At 62.4% G+C, this 18,731-nt stretch carries 11 protein-coding genes and 1 pseudogene; 3 read left to right on the top strand and 9 right to left on the bottom strand.

The features are described from left to right. Positions 1–230: 230 nt before the first annotated feature. The 3 genes from DN745_RS07790 to DN745_RS07800 form a co-directional block, all read right to left on the bottom strand. Positions 231–851: an inorganic pyrophosphatase gene (locus tag DN745_RS07790; RefSeq protein WP_111333584.1), complete on the bottom strand. Its 621-nt coding sequence runs from the start codon at positions 849–851 to the stop codon at positions 231–233. 154 nt (positions 852–1,005) lie between these two features. Next, positions 1,006–1,989, bottom strand: a complete 984-nt coding sequence (gene galE / locus DN745_RS07795) for a UDP-glucose 4-epimerase GalE (protein ID WP_111333586.1) — start codon at positions 1,987–1,989, stop codon at positions 1,006–1,008. A 36-nt stretch (positions 1,990–2,025) separates the two neighbouring features. Next, complete coding sequence (locus DN745_RS07800; protein WP_111333588.1) at positions 2,026–3,687, bottom strand: helix-turn-helix domain-containing protein; 1,662 nt, start codon at positions 3,685–3,687, stop codon at positions 2,026–2,028. Positions 3,688–4,029: 342 nt separating this feature from the next. Between DN745_RS07800 and DN745_RS07805 the strand changes: the two genes are divergently transcribed. Next, positions 4,030–6,618 (top strand): FHA domain-containing protein, encoded by a 2,589-nt coding sequence (locus DN745_RS07805; protein ID WP_111333590.1) that lies wholly within the window; start codon positions 4,030–4,032, stop codon positions 6,616–6,618. 65 nt (positions 6,619–6,683) lie between these two features. Here DN745_RS07805 and DN745_RS07810 read toward each other — a convergent pair whose 3' ends face one another. The 3 genes from DN745_RS07810 to DN745_RS07820 all read right to left on the bottom strand — a co-directional run bounded on the left by DN745_RS07810 (position 6,684) and on the right by DN745_RS07820 (position 10,615). Then, positions 6,684–7,379, bottom strand: coding sequence for an endonuclease/exonuclease/phosphatase family protein (locus DN745_RS07810; protein ID WP_111333592.1), 696 nt, complete (start codon positions 7,377–7,379; stop codon positions 6,684–6,686). A gap of 112 nt (positions 7,380–7,491) precedes the next feature. Then, positions 7,492–9,108, bottom strand: a complete 1,617-nt coding sequence (locus DN745_RS07815) for a sensor histidine kinase (protein WP_111333594.1) — start codon at positions 9,106–9,108, stop codon at positions 7,492–7,494. A gap of 70 nt (positions 9,109–9,178) precedes the next feature. After that, a complete protein-coding gene (locus tag DN745_RS07820; protein ID WP_111333596.1) occupies positions 9,179–10,615 on the bottom strand; it encodes a penicillin-binding transpeptidase domain-containing protein in 1,437 nt (478 codons plus the stop codon). 325 nt (positions 10,616–10,940) lie between these two features. Here DN745_RS07820 and DN745_RS07825 point away from each other — a divergent pair, with 325 nt between their 5' ends. Both DN745_RS07825 and DN745_RS07830 read left to right on the top strand, forming a co-directional pair. Then, complete coding sequence (locus DN745_RS07825) at positions 10,941–12,107, top strand: efflux RND transporter periplasmic adaptor subunit (RefSeq protein WP_162687536.1); 1,167 nt, start codon at positions 10,941–10,943, stop codon at positions 12,105–12,107. 66 nt (positions 12,108–12,173) lie between these two features. Continuing rightward, complete coding sequence (locus DN745_RS07830; RefSeq protein ID WP_111333600.1) at positions 12,174–15,311, top strand: efflux RND transporter permease subunit; 3,138 nt, start codon at positions 12,174–12,176, stop codon at positions 15,309–15,311. An 82-nt stretch (positions 15,312–15,393) separates the two neighbouring features. Here the strand turns inward: DN745_RS07830 and DN745_RS07835 are convergent, their stop codons facing one another. The 3 genes and pseudogenes from DN745_RS07835 to DN745_RS07845 all read right to left on the bottom strand — a co-directional run bounded on the left by DN745_RS07835 (position 15,394) and on the right by DN745_RS07845 (position 18,725). Continuing rightward, the gene (locus tag DN745_RS07835; RefSeq protein WP_162687537.1) at positions 15,394–17,697 is read right to left on the bottom strand and encodes a hypothetical protein; all 2,304 of its coding nucleotides are present in this window, start codon (positions 17,695–17,697) and stop codon (positions 15,394–15,396) included. Between the two features lie 369 nt (positions 17,698–18,066). Beyond that, positions 18,067–18,332: pseudogene (locus DN745_RS19725) on the bottom strand (secondary thiamine-phosphate synthase enzyme YjbQ); the annotation flags it as partial. A gap of 54 nt (positions 18,333–18,386) precedes the next feature. Continuing rightward, positions 18,387–18,725 (bottom strand): hypothetical protein, encoded by a 339-nt coding sequence (locus DN745_RS07845; protein WP_111333604.1) that lies wholly within the window; start codon positions 18,723–18,725, stop codon positions 18,387–18,389. Positions 18,726–18,731: the final 6 nt, after the last annotated feature.

An 18,731-nucleotide genomic window follows, 5' to 3' on the forward strand; every position in this document is an offset into this window, starting at 1 on the left:
GACAAACCTGATATGAACAGATATGAATATATTGGAATATCAGCAAAGCACGCGGATATAGACCTGAGTGTACGTCGCATTGGCGCAAGAGGTAAAGAGTCGAGAATTTGCCGCCGGAGTGGGCAAACTCAATCTGAGCGGCAATCAAAAAACCGGCCCCGAGCCCCTCAAAAGAAGAGGGGCTCGGGGCCGGCTTAGGATGCTGCGACAACACTCAATTCAGGGACCGCTTAGTTCCCGAATTGCTCGTCATAGTCGGCCATCGAGGCGTTGATAACCTCGAAGGCGCGCTCGCGACCGTAGATATTGTCGATGATACAGTTGGTGGTCTCCGTATCGGTCGGCGAGGTCTTATAGGTGGTGAAATAGTGGCGAAGACGCTCGACGATGACGGTCGGCAGGTCGTCGATATCCTGGACATGCTCGTAGAACGAGTCGTTGTCGAGCACGCCGATGATTTTGTCGTCGGCTTCGCCGTCGTCGATCATGCGGAAGCCGCCGACCACGCGCGCGTTGAGCAGGACCTCGGCGCGACTGATCGGGCGCTCGCTGAGCACGCAGATGTCGAGCGGGTCACGGTCTGCTTCGTCGGCGACGTCGGCCGACAATTCCAGCACGCGCGGTCCACAATAGGTGCGCGGGATGAAGCCGTAGAGCGCCGGGGGCTGCGAGGAATAGCGCTGCGGGCGGTCGACGCGCAGGTAGCCGGTTTCCTTGTCGATTTCGTATTTTACGGAATCAAAGGGGGTCAATTCGATATAGGCGTGGACGACGCTCGGCATGTCGGGACCCGCCGAGAGGCCGTGCCAGGGGTGGGGACGCCAGCGATAGAAAGGGCTTGGAAAAGGCATGTTTTACTTCTTCGGTGTTGGGGTTGAATTCTTAGCTAGTCGCTTCTTTGCTACCTGAATCTATCAATTATGTACGGTCGGACGCCGCGCTTAGGCGACGGCGATCCTAGTGCGGCGCCAAATTAGTTTAACTTGCGCTAAAATAATAGTCCTTTTAGCGCATCATGCGGCGTTCCCATTTGAGCGCGGTCTCCACGATATGATCGAGGTCGTCGTGCTCGGGCTGCCAATTAAACTGAGCGCGCAGCTCGCCGGCGTTCGCGATCAGCTCCGGCGGGTCGCCCGCGCGGCGCTCAAGGTCGTGGGTGACAAAATCAACGCTGCTGACCCGGCGCACCGAATCGATCACTTCGCGCACGGTAAACCCGCGCCCGTATCCGCAATTGAGCACGCGACTTGGCGAGCCGGCTTGCAGGGCGTCAAGGGCCAGGAGGTGCACTTTGGCGAGGTCGGTGACGTGAATATAATCGCGCACGCAGGTGCCATCGCGCGTTTCGTAGTCCGTGCCGAAGACGCCGAGCTGCTCGCGTACCCCGAGGGCGGCCTGACACGCAACCTTAATAAGATGCGTGGCGGCCGGGGTCGACTGCCCGGTGCGCCCGCTCGGGTCGGCCCCGGCGACGTTGAAGTAGCGCAGCGCGACATAGCGAAAATCATGGGCGTGCGAAATATCCTGGAGCATCCACTCGGTCATCAGCTTGGAGCGGCCGTAGGGATTGATCGGCACGGTCGGCGTCTTCTCGGTGACCGGAAGTTCGTCGGCGTGCGGCATGCCGTAGACGGCCGCGGTGCTTGAGAAGACAAATTTATCGATACTCTCGGCCACGCAGGCCTCGAGCAACGTGCGCGTAACCGCTGTATTATTGTCGTAATATTTCAGCGGATTCTCGACCGATTCCGGCACGACGATGCTGCCGGCAAAGTGCATCACCGCGTCGATTTGGTGGGCCTTAAACAGGGCCGAAAGGGTGTCCCGGTCGCCGACATTGCCCTGGACGAACTCGGCTTTGGCGGGGACGTTCTCACGCACGCCGGTGCTCAGATTATCGAGGATGACGACGTCGTCGCCGCGGTCGACGAGTTCGTGGGCGATATGGCTGCCGATATATCCGGCGCCGCCGGTGATGAGAATGCTCATGATAATTGGCTCTTAATTCGAGAGTGAAGCGATGGATTATTGATTATCGAGATAGCGGAAATAGGTGTCGATCAGCGGCTGGGCGTCGACCTCCAAGATCCGCGCGATTTCGCGCAGATAGCCGCGCAAATAGACCGGTCGAGGCAGCACTTCAAGGTCGACGTCTTCGATGGCGGTCAGGAATTTAATGCCGATATGGCTGCGCAAGCTGAGGTCCTGCAGGCTGAGGTTGGCCTCGCGGCGCATCGCGGCGACGAACTCTCCCGGGGACTGCTTATTCGCCCCCAGCGGGGCCAGGGAACCCATGCGCTCAGTGGGTTCGCCGACCTCGTCGATTTGGGAGGCGTCCTGCTTCGCATCAGGTGTGGGCGGCGGGGTGCTCCCGGCAGCAGGCGCGCGCCGCTTGGGCGGGGCGGGCTTTGAAGAGGTCGCAAGGCGCGGCGGCGAGAACGCGCCACTCGCGCTCGGCTGGGTTCGCGGCTGCGGGGCGTTCGCCGGGCTCCGCCCGCTGGAGTCATTGCCAAAGACTTCGTTTGGCATGGTTAAAACTTCGCGATATTTGCGCTCCAGGTCGTCGGCGATGCGCACCCGGTCTTCGGGGTTTCCAAAGACCAGTGCCAGGGTTTCTTCGCGCCGGTAGCTCTCCCAGAGGCGACGATAATATTGGCGAAGGTCGTTCTTCGGCGTCTCGCGACTGATCCCCAGCTGAAGTGCGGGATGAGCGTTCTCCCCACGCGGGGCAGGGCGCGGAAACCGCGCGTCGAGCAACGAGATATCGAAGAGGTTTTTGACCAGCGCCTCGGTATCGCGCGACAGCGATTCGTCGCCGCGCCCCGGCCCAAGCCCGCTGGTGCGCCGATTATAGAACCAGCGGCGGTCCTCGTACTCGACCGAGGCGATCACGCGCGGGAAGATATTCAATTCCCGATGCCACGCGTGGCAGAGGACATGGCTGAGGTCGCGCTCCGAGCCTTCTCGCACCAGATTGATGAGCAAATAGGGCTCAAAACGCTGGCCGCTCTCCAGCACGATTTGCTCGGCCATCTGGGCGCCACGCGCGCTGGCGAGCAGGCTGTCCAGGTTCATATTGAGCGGCTGCTCGTAGAGCATTTCGAGCAATTGTTCCCGAATCGCGGGCGCCTGCGGGTGGTAGCCGAGCGCCTGATAAAACGCCGAGCGAAGATATTGAGTGATGGTGCGCACCGCCGCGGGCTCCGGGGTGCCGACCAAAATCGGAATATCACTGAGGGTGAACAGCCCGACGTCGAGCGGGTCGAGGCCGGCGGCCAGGTCGAGCAAGATCCAATCGAAGTCGAGCTCGTGCAATTGCGCGATCAAAATATCGGCGCCCAGCCGCGGGCGCACGAACGGGAAATGGCGGGCCGCGCCAATATTGGCCAGCCAGATATTCTTCCCGCCCGTGGGGATAATAAAATCGGCGATATGCGCGCCTTCGGCCCCAATCGGCAGCAATCGGGCGCCGTGGAAGTCAAAGCGCGGCTCCTCGGCGTGCAATAAGACGTTGAGGGTCGGGCAGGCCCAGGAGGCGTCGAGGCAGAGGACGCGCTGGTTTTTGCGGGCGAGCGAGCGCGCGACTTCGGCGCATAAGGTGCTGCGTCCCGCGCCGCCTTTGCCCCCGCCAAAGGCGACAACTTTGGGGCGCTCGGCATGAAGTTCTGGGCCAATTCGATTCAACACGTCCTCTTATTTTCTGGAATACTTATTGGCGTCACAAATAATCATCGGCCGAATGCGGCTAAAGCACTTGGCAACGGTGACGCTGCACGATAGGTTAGGCGGCAGATATTGTTAGTTCGCGCGACAAGCGCTTCGCGCAAATATAGTAGGAAACCGAAGATATGGGAACCGGTCGCGCTTGGGTCAACGCCCGCGCGCCGAAACTTCCCGAATTTTCAGATTAACACATTATCAGCAACATCCGCGCTCAGTAATTTAGGCACCCGCCGCCGCACCTGCGGGCGTCCTATCGAAATTATCGAGCGTCGTAAAACTTCTCCTCCACCTTAGGAAGGTGTATCTGTGGCGAAATTGATTTATCAGGATCCCGACTCTGGTCAAGAAGTCTCGGTCGACATCGGCCCGAACGCTCCGGAGGTCACGATTGGTCGAAACCCGGGCAATACCATTCGGGTTAATAACCCATCGATTTCACGCAAACACGCCAAAATAGTCTTCGACGGCGGGCAGGTCACGCTCTACGACCTCAATAGCTCCAACGGCAGCTATGTGAATGGCAACCGTGTCCAGAACCAGGCGCTCGAAGACGGCGACCGCATCCGCACCGGCGAGTTTCCGCTGGACTTCGTGGAAACCGCGCAGGTCGACTTCGGCATGCCCAGCCCGCCGGCTGCGCACGAGCCAGCCTTTGGCGCGGGTGCCTTCGGCCAGCAGGCCTATAATAATGACCTCGCCGATCTGGGACCCACCGGCGGCGGGGACGACTTTTATAGCGACGCGGTCGGCCATGACGGCGGCCAGGCCTTTGGGGAGTCGTTTGGCGAGAGCTACGACGAACCCTTAATGCTCGAAGACTCAGATTTCGAGGAAGTCCTGACCGAGGCTTCCGACGCGCATGAGCCCGCGGGCACCGCCCAGGGGATCTATCCCTACCAAGAGGACGAAGACGACGAGGATATCCACTATTTTGCCGATGACGGGGACTTCTACGAAGAAGAAGTCCCGGTCGACTCGCTCAATATCGAGCCTGTTGACGACTCCCTGGACAACGACGACACGCTCAACGCAGCCCGCGGCGATATGCTCAGCGGGATGGCGGCTCCGCGAGAGCCGCAGCCCGTGGCCCAAGCCCCGGTCGCAGAGCTCCCCGCCGCGCAGGCTCCGCTGGCCGACGCCGCCCAGCTGAGCCGCGTCGCGCAGATGGAATTGGAGGAGTTGCGCGGCCAGGTCGAGCGCCTTGAATCCGAGCGGGTCAAATTGCTCGAAGAGATCGACGCCAACGCCCAGAATCCGCAGGGCGGGGCGCAGCGCCAACTCGATCGGCTTCGCAGCGAGCGAAACCGTCTCTCCGAGGAGCGACGCACCCTTATTGGCCAGCTCAAGGAAGCGCGCGCCGAGCTCGATGAGCGCCCGGAGATTGAGGAGATCGAAGAGGCGAAGGCGACCATCAACGCGTCGCGCCAGGAGATTTCCGAGCTTGAGCAAGCCCTGGCCAGCGCGCGCCAGGACATCGGCGAGCGCGACGCGTCGGTCGAGGCGCTCCAGGCCCAGATCGACCAATTGCAGGGCGAACTCGACGAGGTACAGCAAGATTATAACGCCATCGCCGAAGAGAAGTCGGCCGTCGCCAGCCAGAGCTCGCAGCTCGGCGGTGAGTTGGAGCAGACGCAGGCGAAGCTCAGCGATTTGCAAAGCCGCTACGAATTGTCCGAGGCGACCATCGAGTCGCTTGAGACCGATCTGGCCGAGCTCAATAACCAACGCGATGCCCTTCGCCAGGATGTCGAGGCGCGCGACAAGACGGTCGAAGATCAGGACGCTCAGATCGCCGACTTGAAAGAGCACGCCAAATCTCAGCATGATGAGATTGAAAGCCTCAGCGCGCGTGAAGAGTCCCTGAAGGCGACCATTTCGCAGCTCGAGGCCGAGGTCGAGGAGCTTGAGGCGACGCTGGAAGCCCGCCCGACCGAAGCCAATGTGAACGCGCTGCGCGAAGAGCTCGCCAGCACGCTTGAGCAGCTGACCACCACGACGACGGAGCGCGACGCGTTGCTCGAAGAGCGCGCGCTGCTGCAGCAGGACTTGGCCGAGACCCGCGAGTTGCTCTCGGATATCCAGGAGCGCATCGATATCGTCAGCGCCGAGCGCGACGAGGCTCGCCGCGAGCGCGACGCCCATAAACTCGAGAAGCAGGCGTTCGCCCGTGAGACCGATTATCTGCAGACCAATCGGCGCAAATGGGTCGAGCAAATCGAGGAACTCGAGGCGAAAGTCGCCGGCTTTGAAGCCGATAATAAGAAGAAGAAAAAGATCTTCGCCGAGCTCTCCGGAGATTTGCGCGCCCTGGTCCAGTCCAACGAGCTGCTTAAGTCAGAGCTGGGTGAGGCCAAGCAAATGCTTGAGTCCGGCCCGTCGGCCGACGACCTCCAGGCGCGCGATGAGCGCATCAGCCAGCTCGAAGAGCAGCTCGAATCGACCCGCAATGAGATGGCCGATTTGAACGCGGATTCAAGCGAGCTAACCCGTCAATTGGGCGAGATTGCCCAGCAGCGCGACGAAATCGCCGAGGAGCTTGAGCAGGCCAAGCTCGCCCACGAGGAGAAGTTGGCCGAGATGGCCGAAATGGCCGAGCAAATTGCGCAGGCAGGCGACGAGAACGCGGTCGACCTCGAGGCGATTCAGGCAGAGCATCAGAGTGAATTGGAGGCCGCGCAGGCTGAGCGAGACGAGCTGCGCGAGCAGGTCGAAACCCTCGAAGAACTGCTGAGCGCAGCCTCCGAGGCCGCGGCTGGCGACGGTGACGCCGACGAGCAGCTCCAGGCGCGCATCGCCGAGCTCGAGGGCGAACTCGCCGACCGCGAGGCGACCCTGGCCGAGCTAATTCTGGCCCGCGATGAGCTCGAAGATAAGCTCAAGAGTCAGGCCAGCTAAGCACCCGAAAAAAATAGGCGAGCCGAGGTGACTCGGCTCGCCTATTTTAATGACGCCGCTGCTGATTATTGTTCCGTTGCTCCGAGGTTAAACTCGGCGACCAGCGGGCGATGGTCGGAGGCGGCGTCTTCGCTTATGACCGCCGCGCGGGTAAGCGTCGCGTCGCTCATCATAATATGGTCGATGCGGATGGTCGGCGTGGGGTTAGGGAAGGTCGGCGCCGAGGTCAGGCGCATGGCGCTCGCCATGCCATCGGCCAGCGCCTGCATCCAGGCGACCTCCGGGGTTTCGTTGAGGTCGCCCAGCAGCAACACCGGCTCTCCGCTGGTGCGCACGGTGTCACGCAGACGAATCAACTCCGGCGCCTGCAAGGCGCGCTCCTCGGGCTTATGCGACAGGTGCGTCGCGATGACCTGAATCGGCCCATCGGGGCTCAGAATCCGCGCGACTATCGCCGCGCGCGGCTCATCGATGCTCTGGCTAAAGTCGACGACCTCGTGGGAGTCCAGCGGCCAGCGCGACAAAATCGCGTGCCCGTAGCGGAAGTCAGGCTCCTCGAAGATGGTCGCGACATAATAGTAATATTCGTAGCCGGCCAGCCGCGCGATTTCGGCGGTGGTGTCGCCATTGGGGCCCATGCGCCAGCCGTTTCCGACTTCCTGCAGGGCGACGATATCGGGAGCTTCGGCTGCGATGACCTCGGCGATCGCCTCGATGCCTTCTTGGATACCCAGGCGGATATTATAGCTCATGATCTTCATAGAGACTCCTTGCGCGTTGAGGTCGACCCGGGGGACCGGGTCGTTTCGGCAGAACCAGCGCCATCCTCGGGGCGAAATTTAAACACCATTCAATGCTCGAAAATGCTGGAGGTTATGGCGAATAGGATTTCGGGGACGCTCGCCTGGCGCTGTCGAGGGGAAACCGGATGGTGAATATGCTGCCGCGACCCACCTCGCTTTGAAGCGCGATGCTGCCGCGATGCTCCTCGATAATCTGCTGGGTCATCGCCAGGCCCAGGCCGGTGCCCTGAATCTTGGTGGTGAAAAACGGCTCGAAGATATGCGCTCTATCTTCGTCTGAGATGCCTGCGCCGTGGTCGCGAATCTCGATCATTGCGTGGGCGTCGGTGCTCGACAAGCGCATCTCTACCGTTGAATCGGGCTCGCTGGCCTCGACCGCGTTGCGCAATAGATTGAGCAGCGCCTGGCGCAATTGGTTGGCGTCCAGGCGCACCTCAATGGTGTCTTCGGCATGCTCCAGCACGACCTGGACGCCCGATTGGCCCCACTCGAATTGGTGAAAGTCGACCAGGCTCTCGGCGATGTCGACCAGGTCGTTGGGCTCGAGATTTGGGGACGGCAGGCGGGCGTAGACCAGGTATTCTTCGGTGATCTCGCGCAGGCGGTCGACCTCGGCGACGATGGTCTCTAGAAGCGGCATCACCTCGGCGTCGTCGGCCGGGATGCCGCGCTCATAGAGGGACTCCTGGAGCATCTCGGAGTTTAGGTTGATGCTCGATAAGGGGTTGCGAAGCTCGTGGGTAATCAGGCTCGTCATGCGCCCGACGGTGGCCATGCGCTCGGACTTAAGCAGGCGCTCGTGCTGCTCGCGCAGGCGGGCGTCGCGCTCAGCCAGACTCTCGGCCATCGCGTTGAACTCGCGGGTGAGCAGGGTGATCTCATCGCTGCCGCGCCGCTTCTCTAAAATCCCCTCAATCGGGCGATAGTCGCCCTCACCGATACGCCGCGCGGCCGCCGTGAGCGTGCTCAGCGGGCGTACCGTCAGCAGCACCGCGACCAGCAGGGCGACCGCGACCAGCAACGCCACCAGGCTCAGCGCGCCCAGGGCGTAGAGGCTTGAGCGCTGCCGGTCGTTGGCGCGCGCCAGCGCCTGGTCGGTGCGAGTGCGAAGCTCCCCGCGAAGCGCCGTAATCTCACGGTCGAGCTCGCGGGCTTGCTCGCCGAGGTCCGCCTGTATCTCGCGAATATTCTGAGCGTAGGCGTCGGGGTCGGGGCGCGGCTTATCGTCGAGCACCAGTCGGGTGAATCGAGAGGATTGCTGGGCGAAGTCGAGCGCGCGCCCGTGGAGGTCGGCAAGGCGCGTCTCAAGGGTCGACGGGTCGGGCGCGCCGTCGGCCGGGGCCTGGTCATCGGCGATCATCTCCTCGAGGTTTGCCTGCCCGGCGAGTTCGCGCGCGCGCTCCAAGGTCTGGGTGAATCGGTCCGGCAGGAAGTAGACGAGCTGGGTCATCTGCAGGGTACGTCGCAACACCAGGGGGTCGCGCTCATTGAGCACGACGTTGAAGCTTTTGAGGTCGGTTTGGACGTCGCTCAGGAGCAGTGAGACGGGAACGGCGGTCTCATTGAGGCGTTGGATGCGCGCGTAGAGGGTCTGCGTGCGGTAGGTGCTAAACATCAAAACGCTCGTGAATAAAACAACGAGCGCGGTGAAGACGAGGAAGATTTTGGTGGCGATGCTCAGCCGCATAGTCAGTCTCGCGCGGAGCGCCGCCGAAGGGGCGGCGCTCCGAGTGGGGCGAAGTCAGTGCGCGGCGGAGTTAGCGAAGCGCGACCTCATCTTTGGCCTGAGCCTCGCGTTTATCGAGCACATTATAATAGCTTCGAAGGGTTTCGCTGGCGACCCACGGGCCCTTGATGCGCCAGATCGGGGTGTTGCAGGTCAGCCCGCCAACGGCGGCCTTTTTGCCACTCGCGCTGCGCGCAAACCCGACGAACCAGGTGTAGCCAAGATAGGGGTCTTTGTCCGAGAGCGTACCGGTTTTTCCCGACACCTGAATGCTATTGGGGAAGTCGCGCCGGTTCTGGAAATATTTGCGCGCGGTGCCGTGGTCGGCGGTGCCTTCCATCATTCTACCCAGGACGGTCGCGGTCTTCTTGGACATCACGCGGCGCAAGGTGCGCGGCTTGAATTCGTAAAGGGTGCGACCCGAGGGGCCGACATATTTGTCGACGATGGTCGGCTGCATCATGACGCCGTCGTTTGCGACCGCGGCGCCGATCAACGCGCCGTGCAGCGGGCTCAAATAGGTATGCCAAAAACCGGCCGCGGCGCGGGCGCGCTCATAGGGATCATCGCCGAACTCCGCCTTGCTGATCTCGACGGGAAGCTCGAAGGGAATCTCGCTATTATAGCCGAAGCGCTGCGCCCAGACCTGAAGATCATTGCGGCTCAACTTCTGGTAGGCCAGGCGCGCGATCATCGAGTTGATGGACCAGGCCAGGGCGTCGCCCAGGTCGCCGCAGCGCTGGCCGCTGCTCAGGTCGCCCTTGATATTGGACTCGCTGAGGTGGCGAATGCCGCCGGAATAGCAAAAGCTCGCGGTCGGGTCGACGCCCGCGCTCTCAATCAACGCGGCGGCGGTGACGACCTTAAAGACCGACGCCGAGGGCGCGATGGGGCGGCGCGCGAGCTTCTCTTTGGTCGGCTGAGCCTGCGAGTGGCTGACCAGGGCCAGGACGCGACCGGTTTCGGGCTCGACCAGGGCGCTGCCGCCGTGGGGGACATTATATTCGTCAAAGACCCGGGTCATGCGATTTTGCACGTCGGGCTCAAGCGTCAGATAGACCTTACCGCCGTTGGGGAGGTGTTGGACGAGCTTATCGCCTTCGCGCACGGCCTTGCTGATGTCGAGGCCGGCCTCAACCCAGTCACGGGGGACGACTTCGACGTCAACCGGCGCGAAATTATACGCCGCGCGAGCGATCGCGCGTGCGTTCTGCTTGGCGGCGACATTCGCCTCAGCCGCGCCGTCGGGGTCGAGGTTGCGCAGCACATTTTCGGTGGCCGCGGCGCGCTCGGCGATCCGTTTTGCCTCATCCACCTGCACCTGTTCGATGACCTGCTCGTCGACGACCGGCGGTTCATCGGCGCCGGCGTTAAATGACGTAAACGCCACCGCCAGGCACGAGAGGCCGGCCGCGCAGACAGCGAAGCGGAAGAAATCAGGTTTGGGCTCTTCTTGCGGGAAGTTCATGAGTTATATTTGGGGGCTAAGCAGAAATAAGCGGTATTTATAATGCGAACCTGCGATTTGGGCGCTGCCAAAGGTAAAAAACCTAATCAGCATGCCGAAACAACAAGCGCAACGTTCTAAAGTTACACCGTGATGCACCGTGTTGCACGTCCTTTGTACGATATCTGCGTAGGGTGTCAACTTTATTAAGGGCGGGCCAAGCCCGGCCGGAGTGACGCGCAATCGGCGCGCGGCATACAGCGCCAGAATCGAGCAGCCGACAAAGGACGCGGTGATTATGAAATGGCCAGATTTAGGGGGAAGAGCGCGTCTTGAGGCCATCATTTTGACAGCGCTTTGGCTTTGCCTGGCCGGGTGCGCGCGCGAGGGGCCCGATGCTTCGCAGCAAGATGTGGCCGACGCGCCGCTTTTGCTCGCGGCGGCCGACGTCACGCAGGTGCGCCGCGGGCGGGTCGCGGCGGGGCCGCGCATCTCGGGGAGCACTCGCCTTGAGCAGACGTCGAGCGTGCGCGCTGAGTTGGGCGGCGAGGTCACGGAAGTCGACGTGGAGCGCGGCGAGCCGGTCACAGCCGGGCAGGTCCTCGCGCGCATTAAAAAGGACGCGGTCGGCGCGAATGTCGAATCCGCCCGGGTCGCGCTGCGCTCGAGCAAACAGCAACTCAACGTGGCGCGCGCCGAACTCAAGCGCACCCAACATCTTATCGACCAGGGCGCCTTCGCGCCCAACCGCATCGACATCCCCAAAAACCAGGTCTCGGCGGCGCGAGCTCAGGTCGGGCAAGCCGAGGCGGCGCTGGTCGCGGCCGAGCAGTCGCTCGGCGACGCGACCGTTCGCGCGCCCATGAACGGCGTGGTCAGCGAGCGAGCGGTCGACGCGGGAGATGTGGTCAGCATCGGCAATTTACTATTCACTGTCGTTGACCCGAGCAGCGTTCAATTCGAGGCGACCGCGCCGGCCGAATCTGCCGAGACGCTCAAGGTCGGCACACCCGTTGAGTTTCGTGTGCGCGGCTATCGTGAGCGTGAGTTTCGCGGGGTGATCGCGCGGGTCGACCCGGTCGCCCAAGCTCAGACGCGCCAGATTCCCATCATCGTCGACATCTCAGAAGACGATAAGAATCAGCAACTTGTGGCCGGCCTCTTCGCCGAAGGCCGCGTCATCGCCGAGGCGCGCCGCGGGCTTTTCGTATCCCTGGATGCGGTCGACCGAAGCGAGAAAAACCCCACGGCGCTGGTGCTTCGCGACGGTCAGACCCAGCGGGTTTATCTCGAACCCGGCCTCGTCGACCAGGTGAATAACACCATCGAAATACTCGCCGGCGTCGAGGAGGGTGAATATATCCTGGTCGGCTCGGCCGCCCGCGATCTGAAGCCCGGGACGCCCGTGGAACTTAAGATCGACGCCGCCGGTGCCTCGACACCCTCGAGCGACGCGCCGAGCGAGAAGTTGAGTCCAAATATTGGGGGAGGACCGGCGGATGACGGTCCATAAGGGGCCGCGCAGGCATTGCGAAATTCATACGAATCAAGCGGTATGATTGCACGCGAGAGATGCTAAATGTGGATTTCAGACAAGGCCATCGAGCGGCCCATCACGACCATCGCGGCGATGCTCACCCTGGTCATCTTCGGGGTGGTCGCGCTCCTGGTGCTCGAGGTGAATGAGTTCCCCGAGGTCGAACCGCCGGTGGTCAGCGTGTCGATTCCCTACCCGGGCGCGTCGCCCCAGAGCGTGGAGCGCGACCTGGTCGACCCGGTCGAAGACGCCATCGCGGCGATCGAGGGCGTCGCGAAGCTGCGCTCCACGTCGCTTGACGGCTTCGCCTTGCTCATCGTCGAATTCGAGTTCGGCACCGACCTGGACCGCTCCACCCAAAATATCCGCGACGCCATCTCGCAGCAACGCCGCGACCTTCCGCTCGAGATGGAAGAGCCGATCATCACCCAATTCGACCTCGATATGCTCCCCATCGTCTCGCTGACGCTGTCCTCAGAGAAGCATACGGTCGAGGAATTGAGCGCGATGGCGGACCCCAAGATTACCGGCGATTTGCAGGGAATCACCGGCGTCGCCGAGGTTCAATTGCGCGGCGATGTCGAGCCCGCGATGAAGGTCGACCTCGACCCACACGCCATGGAGTCGGTGGGCGCGACCGCCGCCCAGGTCATCGGCGCGCTTCGCTCGGCCAACCTCGCCGCGCCGGTCGGCCGGGTTAATAGTGAATTTGAAGAGCGCACGATTCGGCTGCAGGCCAGGCTCGAGGCGGCGAGGAACTTCTCGGAGGTTGTGGTCGCGCGCGAGGGCACAAGCGTGCACCGACTCGGCGCGCTGGCGACGGTGCACGCGGGCCACGAGGAGGCCCGCTCGCTGGCCTATTATAACGATGAGAAGGCCGTCGGCATCGACATCATCAAGACCACCGGGGCGAGCACGACCACGGTGAGCGACGCGGTGCTCGCCCGGGTGGAGCGACTTCGGCCGACGCTCCCCAGCGGCGTGGAGTTGCAGGTGGTGCGCAACTCCGGCACCGACGTCCAGGACTCGGTGCGCTCGGTGCAGATGACCCTGCTGGAAGGGGCGATTCTGACGATCATCGTCGTCTTCCTCTTTTTAAACTCCTGGCGAAGCACCGCCATCACCGCGCTGGCGCTGCCGGTGAGCGTCCTGGCGAGCTTTATCGCGGTGTGGGCGTTCGGGTTTTCGCTCAATACGATGAGCTTGTTGGGGCTCTCGCTCGCCATCGGTCTGCTCATCGACGACGCCATCGTGGTGCGCGAGAATATCGTGCGCCATATGGAGATGGGCAAAGATGAATATATCGCGGCGCGCGACGGCACCGCCGAGATCGGGCCTGCGGTCGCGGCCATCACCATGGCGATTATCGTGGTCTTTGTGCCGATCGCCTTTATGGGCGGGCTGTCGGCGCAGTGGCTCGGCCCGATGGCGCTGACCATCGCCGCGGCCGTATTCGTGTCGCTCTTCGTGTCGTTTTCGCTCGACCCGATGCTGTCTGCGTATTGGAAGGACCCCGAGATTCGCCAGGGAAAACGCAAATGGCTGGGCCATAAAATCGAGCGCTTCAACGCCTGGCTCGACGGGCAAACAAAGGGATATCAGCGCCTGGTGGGATGGGCGCTTGGGCACCGATTGATCATTGTCATTATCACCGCGGTCTCCTTTGGCGCCGCGCTCGCTTTGCCAGCGACGGGGATGGTGGGGGTGAGCTTTTTCCCGACGCTGAACACCTCAAATTTCACCATCTCAATCCTCACACCGGCGGGCTCGTCGCTCGAATATACCCGCCTCAAAGTCCTCGAGGCGGCCAAGATTGCGCGCCATCAGGAGTCGGTTGAATATACCTACACGACGATCGGCGGGGAGGGCGATACGGTCGATGAGGCGACTATTTTTGTGAAGTTGGCCCCGAAGTCCGAGCGCAGTATTACCCAATCGGAGGTCGCCAAGCGCACCCGTGACGCCATCGATCATCTGGTCGGCGTGGACGCGTCGATCAGCAGCGGCGGGCCCGGCGGCCCGGGAAAGGAGCTCCAAATTCAGCTTATTGGCCCCGATATCGAGGAGCTAAACCGCATCGCAGAGCAGGCAAAAGAGCGGGTGAGCACCGTCGCCGGGGCGGTCGACGTGTCGCTGTCGACCCGCGGGCGGCGCCCCGAATACCAGGTCGATATTGACCGCGACCTCGCCGCGACCCTGGGGCTAAGCGTGGGGCAGGTCGCCGAGGCGCTGCGCCCGGCATTCGCGGGCGTGGACGCCGGGGATTGGGTCGACGCCGGCGGACAGACCCGCAACGTCCGGGTGCGCTACGCCCCGCAATTTCGCGCCAACGAGGGCGACCTCAGCGCGATGCCACTGCTGGTCGCGGGCGCGCCCGGCGAGGCTGCGCGCATCATCAGCCTCGGCGAGGTTGCGCGCACCCGCCAATTCGACGGGCCGGGGCGCATCGAGCACCTGGACCGCGACCGCATCGTCACCGTCGAGGCCAACACCCAGGACCGCCCGATGAGCGCGGTCGTTCAGGATATCGAGGCCAAGATGGCCGAGATCGATTTCCCCGAGGGCTATTCCTATCAGCAGGGCGGCAACGTCGAGGACCAACGCGACGTCTTTCGGCGCATGCTCATCGCCCTCGCCGTGGGGGTGCTGATGATGTACCTGCTGCTCGTGGTCCAATTCTCAAGCTTCGTCGAACCGCTGCCCATCCTCATCTCATTGCCGCTGTCGCTCATCGGCGTAATGGTCGCGCTGGTGCTCACCGGCACCACGCTCAACCTGATGAGCATGATCGGCGTGGTCCTATTGATGGGCATCGTGGCCAAGAACGCCATCCTTTTAGTCGACTTCGCCAAATGGTCGCAAAAGGAGGGCATGGACATTGAGGAGTCGATCATCGAGGCCGGCGGCGTGCGCCTTCGCCCCATCCTCATGACCAGCGTGGCCATCATCGCGGGCATGTTGCCGGTGGCCATCGGCGGAGGCGAGGGCGGGGAGTTCCGCGCGCCGCTGGGCATCGCGGTCATCGGCGGCGTCATCACCTCGACGATTCTGACCCTGCTGGTCATCCCAACTTTTTATGACATCGTGGTGCGCACGCGGATGTGGCTGGCGAGTCGGCTGGGCAAGGGCGAAGACGATATTGAGGCGCCGGGTGATATCGCCGATGAGGGGTCGCATTAGGTTGCACTCCATATAAAAAGGCGCGGCGCCTCCACTCGGGAAACGCCGCGCCTTCTTCTAGCTCAACCCGAAAGCCCTGGGCTCAGGGCAAGGGGTCGTAGCCGAGGACCTCCGTGGGCGTTTGACGCTGCGAAGTGTGACCCACGCCAAGTTGGCTGACGTTATTATAACCCCAGCAATAAAAGGAGTTGGTGTCGGTTGCGATGCCGCAGGTGTGCTGATTGGCGGCGGTGGCCATGTGCCAATCATCGAGGGATGCGCCGACGCGCGTCGGGTTCAGGACCATGGAAGGGTTGCAGGTCGCGTTGCCGATCTGGCATTGGTGATTAACGCCCCAGCAATACAATTGCCCCTGGGCAATGGCGCAGCTGTGGCCCTCGCCGACGCCGAGAGCCTCCCACCCCGAAATTGAGCTGCCGATCCGTTTAGGCGTGGGGCTATCGGTATGGGATCCATCGCCAATTTGTCCGATCGAGTTGTCTCCCCAACAATAGAGATGGCCCATACCGATCCCACCGCTGAACGGAACTGGGCCGCCCGCTCGGACATCGCCGATGGCACAGCTATGATCGAGGCCGGCGTCGATTTTTCTCCATCGACGTGTCGTTGTTAGCTGCGTGGGTTCGTAGCGATCGACCGTCGTGCCGTCGCCAAGTCCGTAAAATTGGTTGTAGCCCCAGCAAAAGGCATATCCGTCACCGGCGATGCCGCAGGTATGGTAACTTCCCGCGCTGATCTCCTTCCAGTCGGTGCGACCGCCGACCTGGGTTGGGGTTAACCGGGTCTCTCCATTATTGCCTACGCCAAGCCCCAGTTGACCAGTTGCGTCCTCTCCCCAGCAAAAGAGCTCACCGCCGGCGACGCCACAGGTGTGCAGCCTGCCAGCGCTCACGCGCGTCCAATCGGCGCGCGCACCGATCTTTTTGGGCGTCGCGCTCGGGTCGCTCCCACCATCGCCGAGTCTGCCTTGACCAAATCCCCAGCAGAAGAGTTCACCGCCGGCGATGCCGCAGGTATGTACTTCTCCGGCGCTGATCCACTCCCAATCGCTGCGGGTTCCGACCCGGCGCGCGCGGTTGGTCGGCACCGAGACATTCTCGCCGAGGCCCAGTCGGGCCGTTCTGTGGAGATTGTCGCCCCAGCAAAATAACTGGCCCTGGGCGATGCCACAGACGTGCTCCTCACCGGCGTCGATCATAAAGACCACCGACTCGCACACACCGCTGGCGTTGAGCGCGTAGCCCGGCTCACACGCGCAGGTGTGGCCGCCCGGGGTGTTGGTGCAAATGCCGCCGGTGCCGCAAAGCACCGGGTTGTCGGCGCACTCATCGACATCTTCGCAGACGCCGTTGGCGTTGAGCTGGTAGCCGGGCGCGCACGCGCAGGTGTGGCTGCCCGGGGTGTTGGTGCAGGTCCCGCCGGGGCCGCAGATGCTCGGGTTGTCGATGCACTCATTGATATCTTCGCACGCGCCGTCGGAGTTTAGCTCATAGCCGGGCGCACAGGTGCAGGAGTAGCCCTCGACCTCGGGCACGCAGGTGCCGCCCGCGCCGCAGATATTCGGGTCCTCGGCGCAGGGGCCGATGGATTGGCACATGCCGTCGGCGTTGAGTTCGTAGCCCTGGGCGCAGGTGCAGGAATAGCCGTCTTCTTCGGGCACACAGGTGCCGCCGGGGCCACAGATCGCCGGGCCATTGGCGCACACGCCCACGCCTTCGCACACGCCGTCGCTATTAAGCTCATAGCCGTCGGCGCAGGTGCAGGAATAAGAGTCCGCCTGGGGTACACAGGTGCCGCCCGCGCCGCAGATATTCGGGTCCTCGGCGCAGGGGTCGAGGGCCTCACACACGCCATCGGCGTTTAGCTCATAGCCGGCGTCGCAGGTGCAGGAAGAGCCACCTGCTTCGTTGGCGCAGGTGCCGCCCGCGCCACAGATCGTCGGGTTTGCCACGCACTCGTCGATATCCTGGCAGTCCGTCCCTTCCGGGTTCAGCTCGTAGCCCTCGTCGCACGCGCAGGTATGCCCGTCGGAGGTATTTACGCAGTCGCCGTTGGAGCAGAGGCCGGCTTCGGCCTCACACGCACCCTCGGTAGGCGCGCAGACCGAGACGCCGTTGACCTCGGCGACCTCGAAGCCCTCATCACACTCGCAGGTGAACCCCTCGTCGGCCTCCAGGCAGGTTCCGTTCTCGCAGGAGTCCGCCTGGCAAGCGGGCGTATCGGGCGCGACACACTTTCCGTCGACCTCCTCGAAGCCCGCTTTGCACGGGCCGCATTCGGGCTGGTCGAGGTCCTCGCACACGCGATTCTGACTCGCGCAAGCCTGCACGGGGCATTGATAGGCGCTGCGCGATGCCACGTCGTCGGCGCAAGCGCTCAGCCACATACATTGCAATATCAAAATTGAACTGAGTAAAAACCATCTGTTTTTCAAGGGAGTCTCCATGACAATAAAATGGGAGAATTGCGCAAAAATTGGTGCAAAAACCGACGCGCGGGGTGGGGGTTGAAGCAAACGTGTCGCCGGCGAGCGAATACGCCCCAATGCCCGTGTATACGGGCAGCGGACAAAACCCTGTCGCCATTATTTTATCATTAAGGGCCTGATAATCCCCGTCAAGCGAGATAAACTTCACTTATACGCAAAAGTCAGACGCCTGCGCGAATTCATCCGAAATGCCACCAAATTTGCGCCGAATTTGCGCCAATCTCGCGAGCTGGTCTTTCGGCGACGAGACGTCGCTCGCTCGACAACTCACCCGATATGCACCACCACGCGCCGCCGGTGCGGGCGCGTGCGGTGCTCCCACACATAGACGCCTTGCCAGGTGCCCAGCGCCGCGCGCCCGTCGACCACCGGGATCGACAAGCTCGTGGCGGTCAGCGCCGCCTTGATATGAGGCGGCATATCGTCCGGGCCCTCGTGGGTGTGGGTGTAGAGCGGGTCATTCTCGGGAACGTGGCGGGGGCCATCCAGGCCTCGAGGTCGCGCCGGGCGCTGGGGTCCAATTCCGCCGGGATGCTCGGGGGGGGGGGGTTCGAGCAGTGAAGTTAGGCCACAAAATCACATTTTAATTATACTAAATCTATTGGGAAAAGATCGTCTAACGAGACCCCGTCCGCCTGCTGTTCAGCGTCCTCGCGACTGTAGTGAAACGAGGGGCAGCTGTTCCGGAACATATGCTTAAGTCGTAACTTCAGCATGGAAATGCCCATCATATGCGCCTGCCATTTGTCGGCTCCGAAAGCGTATACTTCTGCTCCTCCCCCCTCATCCATACGAATACATAAAGCGACCCGCGCCTCCGCCTCCCTCACAAGTTCGGGATAGCCCAAAAGAAGGGTTAATTTTGTCACATTGTCGGACGTTGGCTCGCACGCGTAGAGCGTCTGTTTTACAAGACAGTTATCCATTTAAGA

This window comes from Bradymonas sediminis, from assembly GCF_003258315.1.
GTDB classification, from domain to species: domain Bacteria; phylum Myxococcota_A; class Bradymonadia; order Bradymonadales; family Bradymonadaceae; genus Bradymonas; species Bradymonas sediminis.